Origin of the sequence: Ensifer sp. ENS02 (genome assembly GCF_014851885.1) — a bacterium.
In the GTDB taxonomy this organism is placed as follows: domain Bacteria; phylum Pseudomonadota; class Alphaproteobacteria; order Rhizobiales; family Rhizobiaceae; genus Ensifer; species Ensifer adhaerens.
Genome location: NZ_JACVAO010000005.1, coordinates 315680 through 331990, shown reverse-complemented (window position 1 = coordinate 331990; position 16311 = coordinate 315680). Strand labels below are relative to the sequence as shown.

Below are 16311 nucleotides of genomic sequence, written 5' to 3'. Positions count from 1 at the left end.
ATCACGATGATTTTTGGTCCTCACCCTGCCAGGCCATAGCCTGCGGGGTGATCGGCAGTGCCAGCAGGTCGATCGCTCGGGCCGCCAGATGGTCGACGATGGCCGAGACGCTCTCAGGCCGATGATAGAAGGCCGGCACCGGCGGCATGATAATCGCCCCCATTTCCGTGACGGCGCACATATTGCGCAGGTGACCGAGATGCAGCGGTGTCTCGCGTGCCATCAGCACCAGCCTGCGCCGCTCCTTCAGATGCACGTCGGCTGCCCGTACCACGAGGTTATCGGCCATGCCGGCAGAGATCGCCGCAAGTGAGCGCATGGAGCACGGCGCGACGATCATGCCGGCCGTCGAAAACGATCCGCTCGCAATCGCCGCGCCGATATCGGCGTGGTCATAGGTCCGCGCGGCCAGACGCAGCAGGGATGGAAGAGCGCCTGCGCCGACCTCATGCGCGAGCGTGCGGTGCGCCGCCGGCGACAGAACCAGATGCAGCTCGACGCTTTCGATTTCGCTGAGCCGCTCCGCGATGCGCACCGCAATCGCAGCACCCGAAGCCCCGGTGACACCGAGGACGATCTTCAACCGGTTCATCGGGTCAGCCCTCCAAGCCCGAGACCGGCCCAGATCGCATCGACCTGACCCACGACCTCCGGCGACATTTCGAGCACCCGCCCCCATTCACGGTCGGTCTCGGCGCCGATCTTGTTGGTGGCGTCGAGCCCGAGCTTGCCACCGAGGCCGGAGCGTGGCGACGCGAAGTCGAGATAGTCGATCGGCGTGCCCTCGATCACGGTCACGTCGCGGCTGGCATCGAAGCGGGTCGCAAGAGCCCACATTACGTCGGACCAGTTGCGCACGTCGATATCCGGGTCGACGGCGATGATCAGCTTGGTGTAGCTGAACTGCGGCAAGACAGACCAAAGCCCCATCATCACGCGCTTGGCCTGACCGGGATAACGCTTGTCGATCGCGACGACCATGGCTCTGTAGGAGCAGGCCTCCGGCGGCAACCAGAGATCGGATATCTCCGGAAACTGCTTGCGAACCAGTGGCACGAACAGCCTGTTCATCGCCTCTCCGAGCCGCGAAGGCTCGTCCGGCGGTCGGCCGGTATAGGTGGAAAGATAGAGCGGATTCCGACGCATGGTGATCGCCGACAGACGCATGACCGGGAACGGCTCCACCGAATTGTAATAGCCGGTATGGTCGCCATAGGGGCCCTCCTCCGCGGTCTTGCTCGCCGAGACCGTACCCTCGATCACGATCTCCGCATTGGCCGGCACTGAAAGTGGCACGGTCTTCGCCTTCACGAGTTGCGTCCTGCCGCGCCGAAGCAGGCCTGAGAAATTCAGCTCGCTCAGTCCGTCCGGCAGCGGCATGACCGCAGAAAGGATCGTCGCTGGGTCGGCACCGATGACGACCGCGATCGGCATGTCCTGACCCAGGCGTTGCCAGAGACGATGGTGGCGGGCGCCGCCGCGGTGGGCGAGCCAGCGCACGATGGCGCGATCGGGCCCTAGCACCTGCATGCGATAGATCCCGACATTGACATCGAACGGATCATCCGGCGCGCGCGTGATCACCAGTGGCCAGGTAATCAGCGGCGCCGGCTCTCCCGGCCAGCACCATTGAACCGGCAGGCGCCCAAGGTCGATTTCCTGATCGCGCCAGACGACCTCCTGACACAGCGCACGCGTTACCTTTCGTGGCCGCATATACATCGCCGATCGGAGCAGAGGCAGCCGATCCCAGGCGTCGCGCAGCGACTGCGGCGCTCTCGGATCGCGCAGCTCCGCAAGTTCACCCGCAAGCGCATCGAGCCCGCCCGGCGCCAGGCCGAAACCACGCTCGATCCGGCGTTCCGACCCGAAGAGATTGGTCAGAAGCGGGATCGGTTGTGCGGCGCCTGTCGCATCGACCGGCCGCTCGAAGAGAAGCGCCGGCCCGTCGGCGGCAAGCACGCGGCGGTGGATTTCGGTCACCTCATGCACCAGCGAAACCGGTCGCGAAATCCGCTTCAAATCGCCTTCGCGCTCGAGCGCGTCGATAAAATCCTGAAGCGTTGCAAAGCCCTTTGACGGGCGAAAGGTCCTGTTCATGGAGCCTGTTTGTGGCGGCGAATGGCCCTTGTCTTTGACGTGGCGCAAACAACGACCGGCAGCAGGCGACTAGCATGCGCCGCATCGTTCGATTCCGACGCTCCACAGGTAGCAAATGACACTTCCGCTCGCGATCACCGCCCCCCTTAGCTTCGTTCCCATCGTCGCCATCGAAAGCGTGGTGCAGCGCGTCTTTGCCCATGTGATCGCGAGCCATCCGGGCCTCTTCGACCGTCTCGCGGATCATGCAGCCAAGCGCTACGCCTTCCAGCCGTCTGACCTGCCGATCGGCTTCCTTGTCGAACCGGCCGTGCCGCGCATCTCCGTACATCGCAAGGAGCGCACGCCGGTTTCCGATGCCTGCATGGAAGGCGAGCTCGTACTGCTCTTGGCGCTGCTCGAGGGCCGCATCGACGGCGACGCCGTGTTCTTTTCGCGCGATCTTGCCGTCAGCGGCGACATGGAGGCGATGCTGGCGCTGCGCAACGCACTCGACGACTGCGAGATCGACCTTCCAAGCGATCTCGCTGACATGGCCGGACCGCTGGCCCCGCTCGTGCGCCGCGCGGGAGAAAAGATCCGCGAACGTGCGCTTGGCCGCGTTCTCAAGGAGGAGGCTCCCCAATGGAACTGATCTGCCCCGCCGGCACGCCAGCTGCCTTCCGCGAAGCCGTCGATGCCGGTGCCGACGCGGTCTATTGCGGCTTTCGCGACGAGACGAACGCCCGCAATTTTCCGGGGTTGAACTTCTCGCGCGACGAACTCCGAACGGCAATTGCCTATGCCAAGCAGCGCAGGGTGATGACCTTTGTTGCGATCAACACCTTCATGCGCGCCGGCCAGGAGACGCTCTGGCATCAGGCGGTGGATGACGCCGTGGCACTTGGTGCCGATGCCGTCATCCTCGCGGATTTCGGCCTGATGGCTTATACGGTGGAACGCCATCCGCAGCAGCGGCTGCACGTTTCCGTCCAGGCCTCGGCCTCGAATGCCGACGCCGTGCGCTTCCTCGTCGAGACCTTCGCGGCAAAACGCGTTGTGTTGCCGCGCACCCTGACGATCGCCGACATCGCTCGCCTTGCCAAACAGATCGATTGCGAGATCGAGGTCTTTGCCTTCGGCGGCCTCTGTGTCATGGCCGAGGGGCGCTGTTCGCTCTCTTCCTACGCCACGGGCAAGTCGCCCAACATGAACGGTGTCTGCTCGCCCGCAAGCCACGTGCGCTATCGCCAGGACGGACGCGAGCTGGTGTCCGAGCTCGGCGATTACACTATCAACCGCTTCCCGGCGGGCGAAGCCGCTGGCTATCCGACGCTCTGCAAGGGGCGCTTCGACATTGCGGAGGACCGCGGCTACGCCTTCGAGGACCCGGTTTCACTCGACGTCATGGACCATATCGATGCCCTGCGCAGCGCCGGCGTCAGCGCGCTGAAGATCGAGGGCCGGCAGCGCGGCAAGGCCTATGTCGCCGAGGTCGTGTCAGTGATGCGGCGGGCGCTGACCGCCAGCGCCACCGAGCGGCCCGCATTGGTGTCGCGGCTGAAGGCGCTCAGCGAAGGCCAGAAGACGACAACAGGCGCCTACGAAAAGCGCTGGAGGTAATCGGCCCATGACCATATCGACAAGCCCATCCAAGCCCGTCCTGAGCCTCGGCCCGGTCTACTATCTCTGGGATGGCCCCAAATGGCGCGATTTCTATTTCCGCATCGCTGACGAAGCGCCGATCGCCCACGTCACGATCGGCGAGGCCGTCTGCTCGAAGCGGCTGCATTTCATCGAGCCCCATGTCGGCGAGGTCATCGAACGGCTGGAGAATGCCGGCAAGCAGGTGAGCCTCGCCTCGCTCGCGCTGGTGACGCTGGAACGTGAAAGCCAGTTGGTGCGCGGGCTGGTGCGTGACAGCGCCCATCCGATCGAGGTCAATGACCTATCCGCGCTGCACCTGCTTGCCGGCAAGCCGCATTCTATCGGGCCGCTGGTCAACGTCTATAACGGCGCGACTGCCCGGCTCTTGGCCTCGAGGGGCGCGATGAGCATCTGTCTGCCGCCAGAACTGCCGATGACGTCGGTGCGCGGCATTATCGAGGAAAGTCCGGGGGTCGCCTTCGAGGTCTTCGCGTTCGGCCGCGTACCGCTGGCGATTTCGGCGCGTTGCGCCCATGCCCGCTCCAAGGGGCTGATCAAGGACAATTGCCAGTTCATCTGCGGCGAAGACCCTGACGGCCTGACCGTCGAGACCCTCGACAGCCAGGCTTTTCTGGCGCTGAACGGCGTACAGACCATGTCGCACACCTGCCAGGCGCTGATCCAGGAACTGCCGGAGCTTGCCGCCGCCGGCGTTTCCCGCATTCGGCTGTCGCCGCAGGATTGCGACATGGCGGCCGTGGCCCGCATCTTCGACGATGTCATCGCCGGGCGATGCTCACCACGTGAAGCACAGGCGGATCTTGGCGGCGTTTACCCAAACAGGCCGTTTTCGAATGGTTTCCACCACGGTCAGACAGGAGCGGCATGGATATCCGCCGAAGCAAGTTAGCGAGGTGAGGAGGCGCATACATCGCCTCGCATTTGCGAATTGCGTCCTTCGCAGGATCCACCTGTCGGTTACAGCGCTTGCGCAGGCTGATGAACCGACGCATTGGCGACAGCGAGAAAGTTTGCGCATGCCGCGTTCCGATCATTGGTGCGCCAAAGCAAGCCAGTTTCAACTGTCGGGACGCGCCCGGAAAGCGGCAGATAGGTCACCCCGTCTCGCTGCAGCCTGGTCATGGACTGCGGAACCAGTGCGACACCCATCCCGGAGCCCACCAGTCCGATGATCGTCTGCATCTGTATAGCCTCCTGGAAGACGGAGAAGGCTGAGCGATGCTCGGCGAAGTAGCCCGAAACAAGGTCGTGAAAGATCGGCGCGGACCGCCGTGGAAAGAGGATCAGTGGCGCGGCGAAGAACGCGGCAGGTTGGAGTATCCCCTCGCAGAAGCCGTCGCGCCCTTCGTCTATCCAGGATGACGGGACCGCGGCAATCAGCGGTTCGCGAAGGATCGGGCGATAGCTCAGGGTTTGGCTCAGCGAACTGGATGGCGGAGCGATGACGATGCCGACATCGACTTCGCTCCTTAGCAGGGCATCGATCTGCACGTCGCTTGTCGCTTCGCGCAGAGAGAGCTCGACGTTTGGATAGGCAGCCCGAAAGCGACCGACGGCTGCTGGCAGCAGGCTATAGTCGACAGTACTGACGAAGGACAGGCGCAGGAGCCCCATTTCGCCGCGTGCAAGCTTTCTCGCGATATCAGGCAGCGCTGTCGCCTCTGCCAGAACGCGTCGGGCATGCACAAACCATTGCTCGCCGACGGGCGTGAGTTTCACCTCGCGTTTGGTGCGATCGAAAAGCCGCAATCCGAGTTCTCTTTCCAGCGCCTGGATCGCTTGACTGAGCGGCGGTTGCGTCATGTTGAGGCGTTCGGCGGCGCGGCCGAAATGAAGTTCCTCGGCAACCGCCACGAACTGGCGAATCTGTCTCAGGTCCATGTTGCTCATTAATATGTTTAGCGACCTAAATTGGCGTCAGAAATATATTTCACAACTCTTTTGCGCGCCAGTAGGTTGGTCTCGATTTCGGGAGGCCAATTCGGGAGGCCAAGATGCACAACCAACGATCCAGACAGATTACAGAAGGCGTCGCCCGTTCGCCGAACCGGGCAATGTATTATGCGCTCGGATACAAGAAGGCCGATTTCGCCAAGCCGATGATTGGTATTGCCAATGGCCACTCGACGATCACGCCCTGCAATGCCGGGCTGCAGCCACTCGCGGACGCGGCCGTAACCGCGATCAAGGCTGCTGGAGCTAACCCACAGATATTCGGGACGCCGACGATTTCGGACGGCATGTCCATGGGAACAGAGGGCATGAAATACTCCCTCGTCTCGCGTGAGGTAATTGCTGACTGCGTCGAGACGACGGTGCAGGGTCAATGGATGGACGGCGTTCTGGTGCTCGGCGGCTGCGACAAGAACATGCCGGGCGGCATGATCGGCATTCTCCGCGCCAATGTCCCGGCCATCTATGTCTATGGCGGCACGATAAAGCCCGGTCTCTGGAAGGGGCAGAGCCTCTCGGTCGTTTCGGCATTCGAGGCCGTCGGCGCCTACATGGCAGGCCAGATGAGCGCGGAGGATTTCGAAGGCATAGAGCGAAATGCCTGTCCGACGACCGGATCCTGCGGCGGCATGTACACGGCCAACACGATGAGTTCCTCGTTTGAAGCCCTGGGCATGTCCCTGCTCTACTCGTCGAACATGGCCAATCCCGACCGGGAGAAGATCGACAGCACCGTCGAATCGGCACGCGTCCTGGTGGATGCCGTGAAGAAGGGCATCAGGCCGCGCGACATCGTCACGCGGCAATCGATTGAAAACGCAATCACACTCGTCATGGCGACGGGTGGCTCGACGAACGCCGTGCTGCACTACCTGGCGATCGCGCATGCGGCTGAGGTCGACTGGACGTTGGAGGATTTCGAGCGCGTGCGTCGCCAGGTTCCGGTGATCTGCGACCTGAAGCCGTCCGGCCGCTATATGGCCGTCGACCTTCACAAGGCCGGTGGCGTGCCGCAGGTACTGAAACTCCTGTTGAACGCGGGCCTGCTCTACGGTGATTGTCTTACGATAACCGGCAGGACAATCGGAGAGGAACTCTCGCACGTGCCGGATAGGCCCACCGCAGAGCAGGAGGTCATCCGGCCGCTCAGTGCACCGCTCTATCGCGAAGGACATCTCGCGATCCTCAATGGCAATCTCGCTGAAGGCGGGGCGGTCGCGAAGATCAGCGGGCTCAAGCGCCCCGTCATGACCGGTCCGGCGCGGGTCTTTGAGGACGAGCAGTCCGCCATGGATGCCATTTTCTCCGACACAATAAGGCCAGGTGATATCCTCGTCCTTCGTTATCTCGGCCCGAAAGGCGGACCGGGCATGCCGGAAATGCTCGCTCCCACATCGGCGATCATCGGGCGCGGTCTCGGCGAGAGCGTCGGCCTTGTCACCGACGGGCGGTTTTCCGGTGGCACATGGGGCATGGTCGTCGGCCATGTCTCCCCGGAAGCGTTCGAAGGCGAAACGATCGCCCTCGTCGAGGATGGTGACCAGATCACGATCGACGCTGGCAAGCGGCTCCTGCAGCTTAACCTGCCGGTAGACGAGATCGCCCGACGGCGGGCGTTGTGGCTCCAGCCTGCGCCGCGTTATCGGCGGGGCGTGCTGGCAAAGTATGCGGCCCTGGTGCGCCCGGCCAGCGAAGGTGCGGTCACCGGCTGACGTTGCTGAGCATTTTCGACAGCCGTCGGAAAACCGGGTCATCGACGCCGACCCAGAGGCGGGTGGGCGCCGCAGCCTCAATCTGCAACGCCGCTGACCGGTACTCGGTTGGAGAACAGGTTCAAGGCGGCGTACTGCAGAAGCATGATCGTCTTGCCATCGCGGATGGCGCCAGAGCGGATCATGGCAAGCGCCTCGTCTATGCCAAGTTCGAGAACTGCGATATCCTCGCCTTCGTCTTTGTTGCCGCCGCCCTGGGATGTGCGGTCGTCGGGCTGGTACTCGCCAACGAAGAAATGCAGGCGCTCGGTCACCGAGCCTGGGCTCATGAAGGCGTCGAACACCTGTCGCACGTCGCGCACGCGAAAGCCCGTCTCCTCCTCCGTTTCCGCGCGGATGCGCGCTTCCGGTTCGGCGTTGTCGAGCAGTCCCGCCGGCGCCTCGACGAGCAGGTCATCATGGCCGTTGACGAAGGCTGGGTAGCGAAACTGTCGGGTCAGGATCACGGTGCGGCGGACCAGATCGTAGAGCAGGATCGTCGCGCCGTTGCCGCGATCGTAGGTTTCCCGTGACTGCCGCTGCCAGCTCCCGTCGCCGCGCAGAAAGGAAAAGGTGGTTTTCTTCAGGACGTACCAATCATCCGAGAGAATAGTGACGTCTTCCACTTGAATTCGGTGCGCAATGCTCATGCTGCCCTCCATTGATAATGGTTGTGATGCGGTCCAGTAATTTCGTGCACGTTCGTGCAATGTCAAGATTTTTCGTGTACGGACGTCGCCATGCGGCAGGGATATCGGGCGGCGTTTGTTGCGGAAACGGCGAGTGCCGCGGGCGCAATCCCGCGGCACTCGCGTCAGTCGATGGCCTAACGGCATCCGCCTATCGCAACGGGAAGGCGACCGGCCGGATCGGAGCTGCGTCGGCGCCACGGAACTTCAACGACGCACCAACGAAGGCGAACTCGTAGACCCTGTCCTTGGACAGTTGTTCGAGATTGATGAGCTCGATGATCGGAGCGCCTTGCTGCGCGAGCAGGTAGGTGTGAACGGGAATGTAGTTGTTTTCCGTTTCGGCCGGAAAGGCTTCGAAGCTCAGGTTATCTGCGCCCACCACCATGGCGCCGCCGTCCTCGACGAGGAACTTTGCCGCGTCGATGCTGAGGCCGGGAGGGTTGCTCATATAGGCGGACTTGTCTTCGTAGTTCTGCATGCGACCCGTGCGGATCAAGGCGACATCGCCCTCCGCCAGCGTCACGCCCTGGCTTTTCAGCGCGTCTTCGAGATCCTTGCGCGTGATCCGGTAGTTGTCGGGCAGCATCTGCATGCCTTTGGCTGCCGCGACGTCGATCATCACGCCGCGCGCGACGATCGGCGGCAGCTTTTCGGCGCCGGTGATGGTCCAACCCTGGTCCCCGAGGTGATCGGCAGCGGCATAGCCATTCCAGATCTTGCCGTTCAGGCCGAAGTGATTGAGCGCGTCAATGTGGGTACCCATGTGGGCATACATAGAAACCGCCGAGCCGGTGTAGCTGACATGGGCGTTCATCTCCTTGCCGACCTTCATCGGATCGGAGACCAGAGTGCCATTCGGCGTGTGCGTCATCCACATCTGGTAGGGCGGGTCCCCGGCCGCCTCCCAGCTGGGCATGCCGATGAAATACTCGACCGCGAGGTCGTAGGACTTGCTCCCCTCGATCCGCGACAAAATGGCGGCGCGGGAATCCGGCGTGATGAGGTTGAGGCGCCCGATCTCGTCCTTCGGCCCCCACGGGCTCTTGCCGACCTCCTGCGCGAAGGCCGGGCCGCCGACGAGGCTGGCGACGAGAGAAGCGACCAAGACACGCTCCAGGACTGCGGTGTTGAACATGATGAACTCCTTCTTCTGGTCTTCCCGCGATATCAGGAAGCTGGGCTCACCTTATTGCTGGCGCTGAAGAGAATAATCAGCGATGAATTGAAAATATAATTTACTCTGGAGAAAATATGGATCTGCTGGCCGCCATGCGTTCGTTCCGCCGCGTCATCGAACTTCAGAGCTTCAACAAGGCGGCGGAGGAGCTCGGACAGTCGAACGCGTCGATCAGCAAGCAGGTCCGGCAACTGGAAGAACGGCTCGGGGCCGTGCTCATCGTGCGCACGACCCGGCGCATGAGCCTGTCGGAAAACGGACGCGCCTATTTTTCCGAATGCTGCCGGCTTCTCGACGAGCTCGATCATCTGGAGCGCACCACCTCCGGCGAGGCAGGCGAGATCAACGGCCGGCTCCGGCTCAATGCGCCTCTCTCCTTCGGATTGACCGTGCTTGCGCCGATGCTCGCGCGCTTCATGACACTTCATCCGCAATTGAAGGTCGACATGACGCTCGACGACCACGTGCTCGACGTCGTTTCGGAAGGCTTTGACGTTTCCATCCGGGTGCGTGCGGCTCTGACGGATTCATCGCTGATCGCCCGGCGGCTCGGCGACATTGGCCAAGTCATCTGCGCCGCCCCGGCCTATCTCGCAGACAATGGCACGCCCGCGACCGTTGCCGATCTCAAGAGCCACCATTGCCTCACCTATCGCCTGGCCGACCAGCCCGGCAGCTGGAGGCTGGAAGGGCCTGACGGCGCCGTCATGATCGACCTGCCGGCACGTTTCGTCGCCGACAACAGCCTGATGCTCAGCGAAATGATTCAGGCGGGCATCGGCATTGGCGTGTTGCCCTCCTTCATCGCCACGCCGTTGCTTGCCGAGGGCAAGCTCTGCCAGGTGCTGCCTGGTCACAAGCTCGCCGAACGCGGCATCTACGCGGTCTATCCTACCAATCGGCTGTTGCTGCCGAAGGTGAAGGCCTTCACCGAGTTTCTGGCAAGCGAGATGCGACAGGCCGGGCTTTAAGGGCTCGGCGTGACAAATACCTCAGAACCGGGTCGTGAGGTTCACGCGGAATATGCGCCCCGGTAGCCGCATTCAGATAGCTGTCATGTTCGGCCAACTGAAGATGGCGCGGGCGCCGTCGATCGCGAACGCCTCGTAATCATGTTACCTGGGTGACAGCTCAGATTATGGAACGGCCAAACTTTCCAAATTCGTTTGACAGCAATCGGCGGCGCGAATATTTTGGAAAGCATAAAGTTTCCTTATTTGGCCAACCGTTCATTTCGACGCGCGCCGCACCGGTGAAAGGAACCGGAAATGAGCCAGCAGTCATTCAGCATCGAAAATGCCCAGCCCATGAAAACGATGGAGGCCGTGCCCGGCGTGGAGGCACAGCGGACGCTGCCTGTCATCCCGACTGTGATCGCCACGAACGCTATCGGAACCCGCAGGCGCTGGCTTCGCAATGTGCTTTTCGCATCCGTTGCCATCGCAGCCGTCGCCGGCGCGACCGATTTCGGTTGGGCCTACTGGACGACGGGTCGCTTCGAGGTGTCGACCGACGACGCCTATGTGAAGGCCGATAGCACGACCATTGCCCCAAAGGTCTCGGGCCATATCGCCGAGGTGCTGGTCACCGACAACCAGCAGGTCAAGGCCGGACAGGTTCTCGCCCGCATCGACGATCGGGACTTCACAGTCAGCCTCGAACAGACCAGGGCCGGCGTCGAAGCCGCCGAGGCCAATATCGCAAACAAGCAATCGGCTCTCATCGCACAGCAATCCGTGATCGATTCGGCCAAGGCGACGGTCGAGGCCGACAAGGCCGACCAAACCTTCGCCGAGCAGGACGACAGGCGCTATTCGGAGCTCGCAAGGCAAGGCTTCGGTACCCTGCAGAACGCGCAACAGGCGGCCTCACGCATTGCCGCCGCAAGGGCCGCGGTGACGCGCGACACGGCAGCGCTCGCAAGCGCGGTCAAGCAGCTCGACGTGATCAAAGCCGAAGTCGCACAAGCAAAGGCCGCGCTCGACAGCGCGAAGGCGGCCGATCATCAGGCCGAGCTCAACCTCTCCTACACCGCGCTCGCAGCACCGATCGACGGCGTGATCGGCAACCGCACCTTGCGCGTCGGTCAATATGTGCAGGCCGGGACACAGCTGATGGCAGTCGTGCCCACGCACGCGGCCTACATCGTTGCCAACTACAAGGAAACACAGCTTGCCGATGTCGTTCCCGGCCAGACCGTGGCGATAGAGGTGGACACCTTCCCGGGCCAGGTCTTCGAGGGCCACGTCGACAGCATCTCGCCGGCAAGCGGCCAGGAATTTGCGCTGCTGCCGCCCGACAATGCGACGGGAAACTTCACCAAGGTGGTGCAGCGCATCCCCGTCAAGATCGTGATCAATCGCGACAGTCCGCTCGACGTGGTGCTGCGGCCCGGCATGTCCGTCTACCCGACGATCGACACCCGAACCGCAGGAACGGCGGTGGCCGCCGTGTCGGCAAGCATAAACTGAAGGACGCTCAGACGCCGTTCCCAGCTTTAAGGGCTGGCAGGAGGATGCAATGTCCACCACCACGATGCCCATGGTTTCGCCCGGCGTGCGTGAGCCCGCAGCAACGTCGCCCGACAAGGCAAGTACGACGGCCTGGATTTCCGTTCTTGCCGGCCTGATCGGCGCCTTCATGGCGATCCTCAACATCCAGATTACCAACGCCTCGCTGCTCGATATCGAAGGCGGCATCGGTACCGGCGTCGACAACGGCGCCTGGATATCGACCTCGTATCTCATCGGCGAAATCGTCGTGATCCCGCTCACCGACTATTTGAGCCGGGTCTTCTCGTTCCGGCGCTATATGCTGACGAACGCCATCCTGTTTCCGCTGTTTTCGGCGGCCTGTGCGTTTGCCCATGATCTAGGCTCGATGATTGCGCTGCGCGGTCTGCAGGGCTTTGCCGGCGGCGTGCTCATTCCGATGGCCTTCACCATGGTGTTGACCCGCCTGCCCAAAGCACAGCAGCCGCTCGGCCTGGCGCTGTTTGCGCTCTCCGTTACCTTCGCCCCGGCGATTGGCCCGACGATCGGCGGCTATCTCACCGAGAATTATGGCTGGCAGTCGATCTTTTTCGTCAACGCCCCGCCGAGCCTGGTGATGGTAATTGCGCTCTACTTCACCCTTGAAAAAAAGCCGATGCAATTGTCCCTGCTCAAGGAGGGCGATTGGGCCGGCATTATTACCATGGCCATCGGCCTTTCGGCGCTGCAGACGGTTTTGGAGGAAGGCAACAAGGACGACTGGTTCCAGTCGCCGTTCATCGTCAAGCTCGCTTTGACGGCGGCCGTGTTCCTGATCGCCTTCATCATCATAGAGCTCAGGGTCGAAAAGCCGCTGGTGCAATTGCGCCTGCTCAAGCAGCGCAATTTCGGGGTCGGCGTTCTCGTCAACGTGCTTGTCGGCGTCGCCCTGTTCGGCACGGTCTACATCCTGCCGCAGTATCTCGGCCAGGTGCAGCGCTACAATGCCGAGCAGATTGGCCTCGTGCTTGCCTGGACCGGGCTGCCGCAGCTTCTCATCATCCCGCTCGTGCCGGCGCTGATGAAGCGGTTCGACGTGCGCTATATCGGTTTCGTCGGCATCAGCATCTTCGCGGCCAGCTGTTTCATGAACACGACGCTGTCGCTCGACAGTGCCGGCGACCAGTTCTTCGTCCCGAATATCGTACGCGCCATCGGTCAGGCGCTGGTGCTGACGCCGATCACGGTGATCACCACCGCCCGTATCGCCCCGAACGACGCGGCAGCCGCCTCGGGCCTGTCGAACATGCTGCGCAATCTCGGCGGCGCCGTCGGCACGGCCACCCTTGCGACGGTGCTGACCAAGCGTGAGCAGTTTCACTCAAACATCATCGGCCAGTCGGTGACCGTCTATCGCGACGAAGTCCGCGACCGGATCGGCGATCTGACGCGGCATTTCATGGCCCATGGCGTCACCGATGCCGCCGTCGCACAGCACAAGGCGATCGCCGTGATCGGTGCTACGGTTCGCCGGCAGGCGCTGATCCTCGGTTTCAGTGATACCTTCGCGGTGATCGGGATCGTGCTGGCGCTTGCAGCCATCGCGCTGCTCTTCACCCGCAAGATCCAACTCGGCGGCGCCGGCGCGGGTGGCGCACACTAATTCGAAGATACGATGGAAGGAGGAAGGCCCATGCATGGTTCCAGACCGGATCGTCTCTATCTGGAGGATCTTCACGTCGGACAACGCTTTACCAGCGCGACGCATACGGTCGACGAGGCGCAGATCAAGACTTTTGCCGCGCAGTTCGACCCGCAGCCGTTTCATCTGGACGAGGCGGCCGCCAGTGACACGCTCTTCAAGGGCCTGGCCGCAAGCGGGTGGCACACGGCGGCGATCACGATGCGGCTGAACGTGGAGACCGGCCTGCCTTTCGCCGGTGGCCTCATCGGCGCGGGCGGAGACATCACTTGGCCGGCCCCGACGCGGCCCGGCGATACCCTGCGTGTCGAAAGCGAGGTGGTCGAGATCATTCCCTCGCGCTCGAAACCGGACCGCGGCATCGCCGTCGTCGTCAGCCAGACGATCAACCAGCGCAACGAGGTCGTGCAGATCCTCAAGGCGAAGCTCGTGATCGCGCGCAAGCCGGGCTGAAACGGCCGGCCGTGCTTGGCGATCCTTCGGGGTAGCGCCGCGCGACGCGCTCTGGATTTTCTGTCGTCGGGACCGTATTTTCCCCGGCAGGCGCCCCGCGCAGCCGGACAGCAGCAATGGAAGGCTGTGCAAGAAAGCCTGCAAATGACAAGAATGATCAATGTTACCGAACAACCGTCCGTTTCTTGAACGACCCTTTTTTCTTGCTGCCCTTTGGTGTCTCCTCCTGCTTGTCGGGGCCGTGGCCCTCGGCGCTCGTGAGCGACAGTCCCTCGTTGCCGAACTGGAGCAGGAAAGTACCGTGCTCCATGGGCTGGCCTCCCAGCGCGCCGATCAGCACGATGCCCATTTGACGGCGCTTTCGGCCGTGGCGGTTGCGTCCGAAGGGCGCCGGCACGATCTCTTCCTGGATGTCGCGCGCACGATTACCCGCTTCTATCCGCGCATTGATGAAGTCCAGCTTGTCTCGCTTGATCCGGAGACAGAGACGATCGGGACCGGTCCGCTGGATGCGGCGACGGCCAAGCGCATTCGTGCGGCGGCCAAAGCTTCCGACGGCCGGATTGCGCTTCTGCCGCATCCGCAGCGCCCCGATCATTACATGATGGTCAAGCGCAGCCCCAACACGAACGAGGCGCGCTACGGGTTGATGCTCGCCATCGATGCCGGCAAGCTGATCGGCGATGGCGGGCCTTTCTGGTCCCGATCGAGCACGGCCGTCCGGCTTTCGCTGCCGGACGGGCACAATCTGCTTCAGCCGGCCACGCTGCCCAATGCCATCCGCTTCTCCAGGCCGCTCAGCAGCGCGTCACAACCGCTCTTGCTCGAAACCGGTATGGATATCGGTCTCTCCGATATGTTTCCGCCCCTACAGACTGGCCTGACGTTCGTCGCCCTGACGCTCGCCTATCTCGCAGGCTTGGCGGCCTTGCGCCAACGGGCGCGAACCCGCGCGGCGGAACAGCAGGCACGGCTGAGCGCGCTCGATTCGCGGCTTAGCCATGCCTCACGGGTCAATGCGCTTGGAGAGATGGCAAGCGGCATGGCCCACGAGTTGACCCAACCCTTGACCGCGATCCTCGCGCAGGCTCAAGCCGGGCGTCGCCTCCTCAACCAGGGAAACCAGGCGGCGCTCGCCTCCGTGCTCGACGATACCGTCAGTCAGGCGCGCCGGGCTTCCGGTATTCTGGAGCGGTTCCGCAACTGGTCGCAGCCGAATGCGGTACCTGTGAGTGCATTCGACCTGCGCCGAGCGCTCGGCAATGTCGAGGCGCTGCTGGAGCAGGACGCCCGGTCCCGCAGCATCCTGCTGGAGTTCCACCTGCCGGAAACGCCGGTGATCGTGACAGGCGACCCGGTCGAAATCGAGCAGGTAGCCTTCAATCTGGTGCGTAATGCGATGGAAGCACTTGACGGTCACGCAGGCGAAGCGCCCGGCGTGGTCGTGACCTTGAGGCAAGAAGATTCCATGGTGGTTTTCGATGTCGTCGACAATGGCCCAGGTATTCCCGAAGCCTTGCGCCCGCGCCTTTTCACCCCGTTCATGACGACGCGGGCGGGCGGCACGGGACTTGGCCTCGCCCTCAGCCAACGCCTGGTGGAACGCGTCGGCGGCGAGATTACATTGGTGGCCGGCGACGAGGGCGCCACCTTCCGGGTGACACTGCCCAAGGCGCGAGCCCGTCTGGAAGAGACACAATGACCGTTCCCGTCTATCTCGTCGACGACGACGATGCGGTCCGCCGCGCGCTCGGCCTGCTGCTCTCGACGGTCGGCATCAAGGTCATCCCCTTCGCCGATCCGCAGGCTTTTCTCGGGCAATTGTCGCGCCTTGAGCCGGGTTGCCTGATCCTCGACATCCGCATGCCGGCGATCTCCGGGCTGAAGCTGCAGGAAAAGCTCCGCGAAAATGGCGTGGACTGGCCGACAATCGTCATTTCCGGCCATGGCGATATCGAAGCTTGCCGGCGCGCCTTCCGCAACGGCGCCATCGACTTTCTCTCCAAGCCCATAGACGAAGAGGACCTGATCGACGCGATCCACAAGGGGCAGGAAATACTGGTGCGTACGATGCAGGCACGGGCGGAAAAGGCGGAAACTCTTGCTCTGTTGGCAGCGCTCACGCAGCGTGAGCGCGAGGTTCTCGATCGCATCGCTGCAGGTTTCACCACCCGCCAGATCGCCGAGGGGCTCGGCCTCTCGCCGCGAACGGTGGAAAGCCATCGCGCGGCGATCGGCGCCAAGCTCGGCAGCACCTCGCAGGCGGAGTTGACCCGCATCTGGCTCGAAGGGACGCAAACTCCGTAGAACTACGGATGGTGATGGAAGAGCTACGAATATCGATGGGCGGCGTCCCGCAATAACC

At 62.9% G+C, this 16311-nt stretch carries 16 protein-coding genes; 10 read left to right on the top strand and 6 right to left on the bottom strand.

Going from position 1 to position 16311, the window contains the following annotated elements:
• Position 1: 1 nt before the first annotated feature.
• Together IB262_RS13190 and IB262_RS13185 are read right to left on the bottom strand one after the other, a co-directional pair.
• Positions 2–592, bottom strand: a complete 591-nt coding sequence (locus IB262_RS13190) for a UbiX family flavin prenyltransferase (RefSeq protein ID WP_034790605.1) — start codon at positions 590–592, stop codon at positions 2–4.
• On the bottom strand, positions 589–2100 hold the full coding sequence (locus IB262_RS13185; RefSeq protein WP_034790612.1) for a UbiD family decarboxylase: 1512 nt from the start codon (positions 2098–2100) through the stop codon (positions 589–591). The genes IB262_RS13190 and IB262_RS13185 overlap by 4 nt, the downstream gene beginning before the upstream one ends.
• 115 nt (positions 2101–2215) lie before the next feature.
• On the opposite strand from IB262_RS13185, the gene IB262_RS13180 reads away from it, so the two are divergent.
• The 3 genes from IB262_RS13180 to IB262_RS13170 are packed head-to-tail and all read left to right on the top strand — an operon-like array spanning position 2216 to position 4636.
• Positions 2216–2734: an SCP2 sterol-binding domain-containing protein gene (locus IB262_RS13180; RefSeq protein ID WP_034790616.1), complete on the top strand. Its 519-nt coding sequence runs from the start codon at positions 2216–2218 to the stop codon at positions 2732–2734.
• The gene (locus IB262_RS13175; protein WP_034790618.1) at positions 2725–3702 is read left to right on the top strand and encodes a peptidase U32 family protein; all 978 of its coding nucleotides are present in this window, start codon (positions 2725–2727) and stop codon (positions 3700–3702) included. The genes IB262_RS13180 and IB262_RS13175 overlap by 10 nt, the downstream gene beginning before the upstream one ends.
• Before the next feature lie 7 nt (positions 3703–3709).
• Positions 3710–4636, top strand: coding sequence for a U32 family peptidase (locus IB262_RS13170; protein ID WP_034790621.1), 927 nt, complete (start codon positions 3710–3712; stop codon positions 4634–4636).
• 68 nt (positions 4637–4704) lie between these two features.
• Here IB262_RS13170 and IB262_RS13165 read toward each other — a convergent pair whose 3' ends face one another.
• The gene (locus IB262_RS13165) at positions 4705–5628 is read right to left on the bottom strand and encodes a LysR family transcriptional regulator (protein WP_060521129.1); all 924 of its coding nucleotides are present in this window, start codon (positions 5626–5628) and stop codon (positions 4705–4707) included.
• A gap of 113 nt (positions 5629–5741) precedes the next feature.
• Here IB262_RS13165 and ilvD point away from each other — a divergent pair, with 113 nt between their 5' ends.
• Complete coding sequence (ilvD, locus tag IB262_RS13160; RefSeq protein ID WP_192493649.1) at positions 5742–7412, top strand: dihydroxy-acid dehydratase; 1671 nt, start codon at positions 5742–5744, stop codon at positions 7410–7412.
• A gap of 77 nt (positions 7413–7489) precedes the next feature.
• Here the strand turns inward: ilvD and IB262_RS13155 are convergent, their stop codons facing one another.
• Positions 7490–8101 carry an NUDIX domain-containing protein gene (locus IB262_RS13155; protein ID WP_060583495.1) on the bottom strand — a complete coding sequence of 204 codons (612 nt, stop codon included), beginning with the start codon at positions 8099–8101 and terminating at the stop codon, positions 7490–7492.
• Between the two features lie 190 nt (positions 8102–8291).
• On the bottom strand, positions 8292–9278 hold the full coding sequence (locus tag IB262_RS13150; protein ID WP_060583494.1) for a cyclase family protein: 987 nt from the start codon (positions 9276–9278) through the stop codon (positions 8292–8294).
• A 116-nt stretch (positions 9279–9394) separates the two neighbouring features.
• On the opposite strand from IB262_RS13150, the gene IB262_RS13145 reads away from it, so the two are divergent.
• The 4 genes from IB262_RS13145 to IB262_RS13130 all read left to right on the top strand — a co-directional run bounded on the left by IB262_RS13145 (position 9395) and on the right by IB262_RS13130 (position 13946).
• Positions 9395–10291 carry a LysR family transcriptional regulator gene (locus IB262_RS13145; RefSeq protein WP_060521125.1) on the top strand — a complete coding sequence of 299 codons (897 nt, stop codon included), beginning with the start codon at positions 9395–9397 and terminating at the stop codon, positions 10289–10291.
• A 297-nt stretch (positions 10292–10588) separates the two neighbouring features.
• Positions 10589–11791: an HlyD family secretion protein gene (locus IB262_RS13140; protein WP_192493648.1), complete on the top strand. Its 1203-nt coding sequence runs from the start codon at positions 10589–10591 to the stop codon at positions 11789–11791.
• Between the two features lie 70 nt (positions 11792–11861).
• Positions 11862–13454 carry a DHA2 family efflux MFS transporter permease subunit gene (locus tag IB262_RS13135; RefSeq protein WP_192493673.1) on the top strand — a complete coding sequence of 531 codons (1593 nt, stop codon included), beginning with the start codon at positions 11862–11864 and terminating at the stop codon, positions 13452–13454.
• A 30-nt stretch (positions 13455–13484) separates the two neighbouring features.
• A complete protein-coding gene (locus tag IB262_RS13130) occupies positions 13485–13946 on the top strand; it encodes a MaoC family dehydratase (RefSeq protein ID WP_060521122.1) in 462 nt (153 codons plus the stop codon).
• Between the two features lie 163 nt (positions 13947–14109).
• On the opposite strand, the gene IB262_RS35955 is transcribed toward IB262_RS13130, so the two are convergent.
• On the bottom strand, positions 14110–14256 hold the full coding sequence (locus IB262_RS35955; RefSeq protein ID WP_246802634.1) for a hypothetical protein: 147 nt from the start codon (positions 14254–14256) through the stop codon (positions 14110–14112).
• Between IB262_RS35955 and IB262_RS13125 the strand changes: the two genes are divergently transcribed.
• Positions 14248–15648 carry an ATP-binding protein gene (locus IB262_RS13125; protein WP_250806614.1) on the top strand — a complete coding sequence of 467 codons (1401 nt, stop codon included), beginning with the start codon at positions 14248–14250 and terminating at the stop codon, positions 15646–15648. The two genes, IB262_RS35955 and IB262_RS13125, sit on opposite strands and share 9 nt — an antisense overlap.
• A complete protein-coding gene (locus tag IB262_RS13120) occupies positions 15645–16253 on the top strand; it encodes a response regulator (RefSeq protein ID WP_060529182.1) in 609 nt (202 codons plus the stop codon). Before IB262_RS13125 ends, IB262_RS13120 begins: the two co-directional genes overlap by 4 nt.
• Positions 16254–16311: the final 58 nt, after the last annotated feature.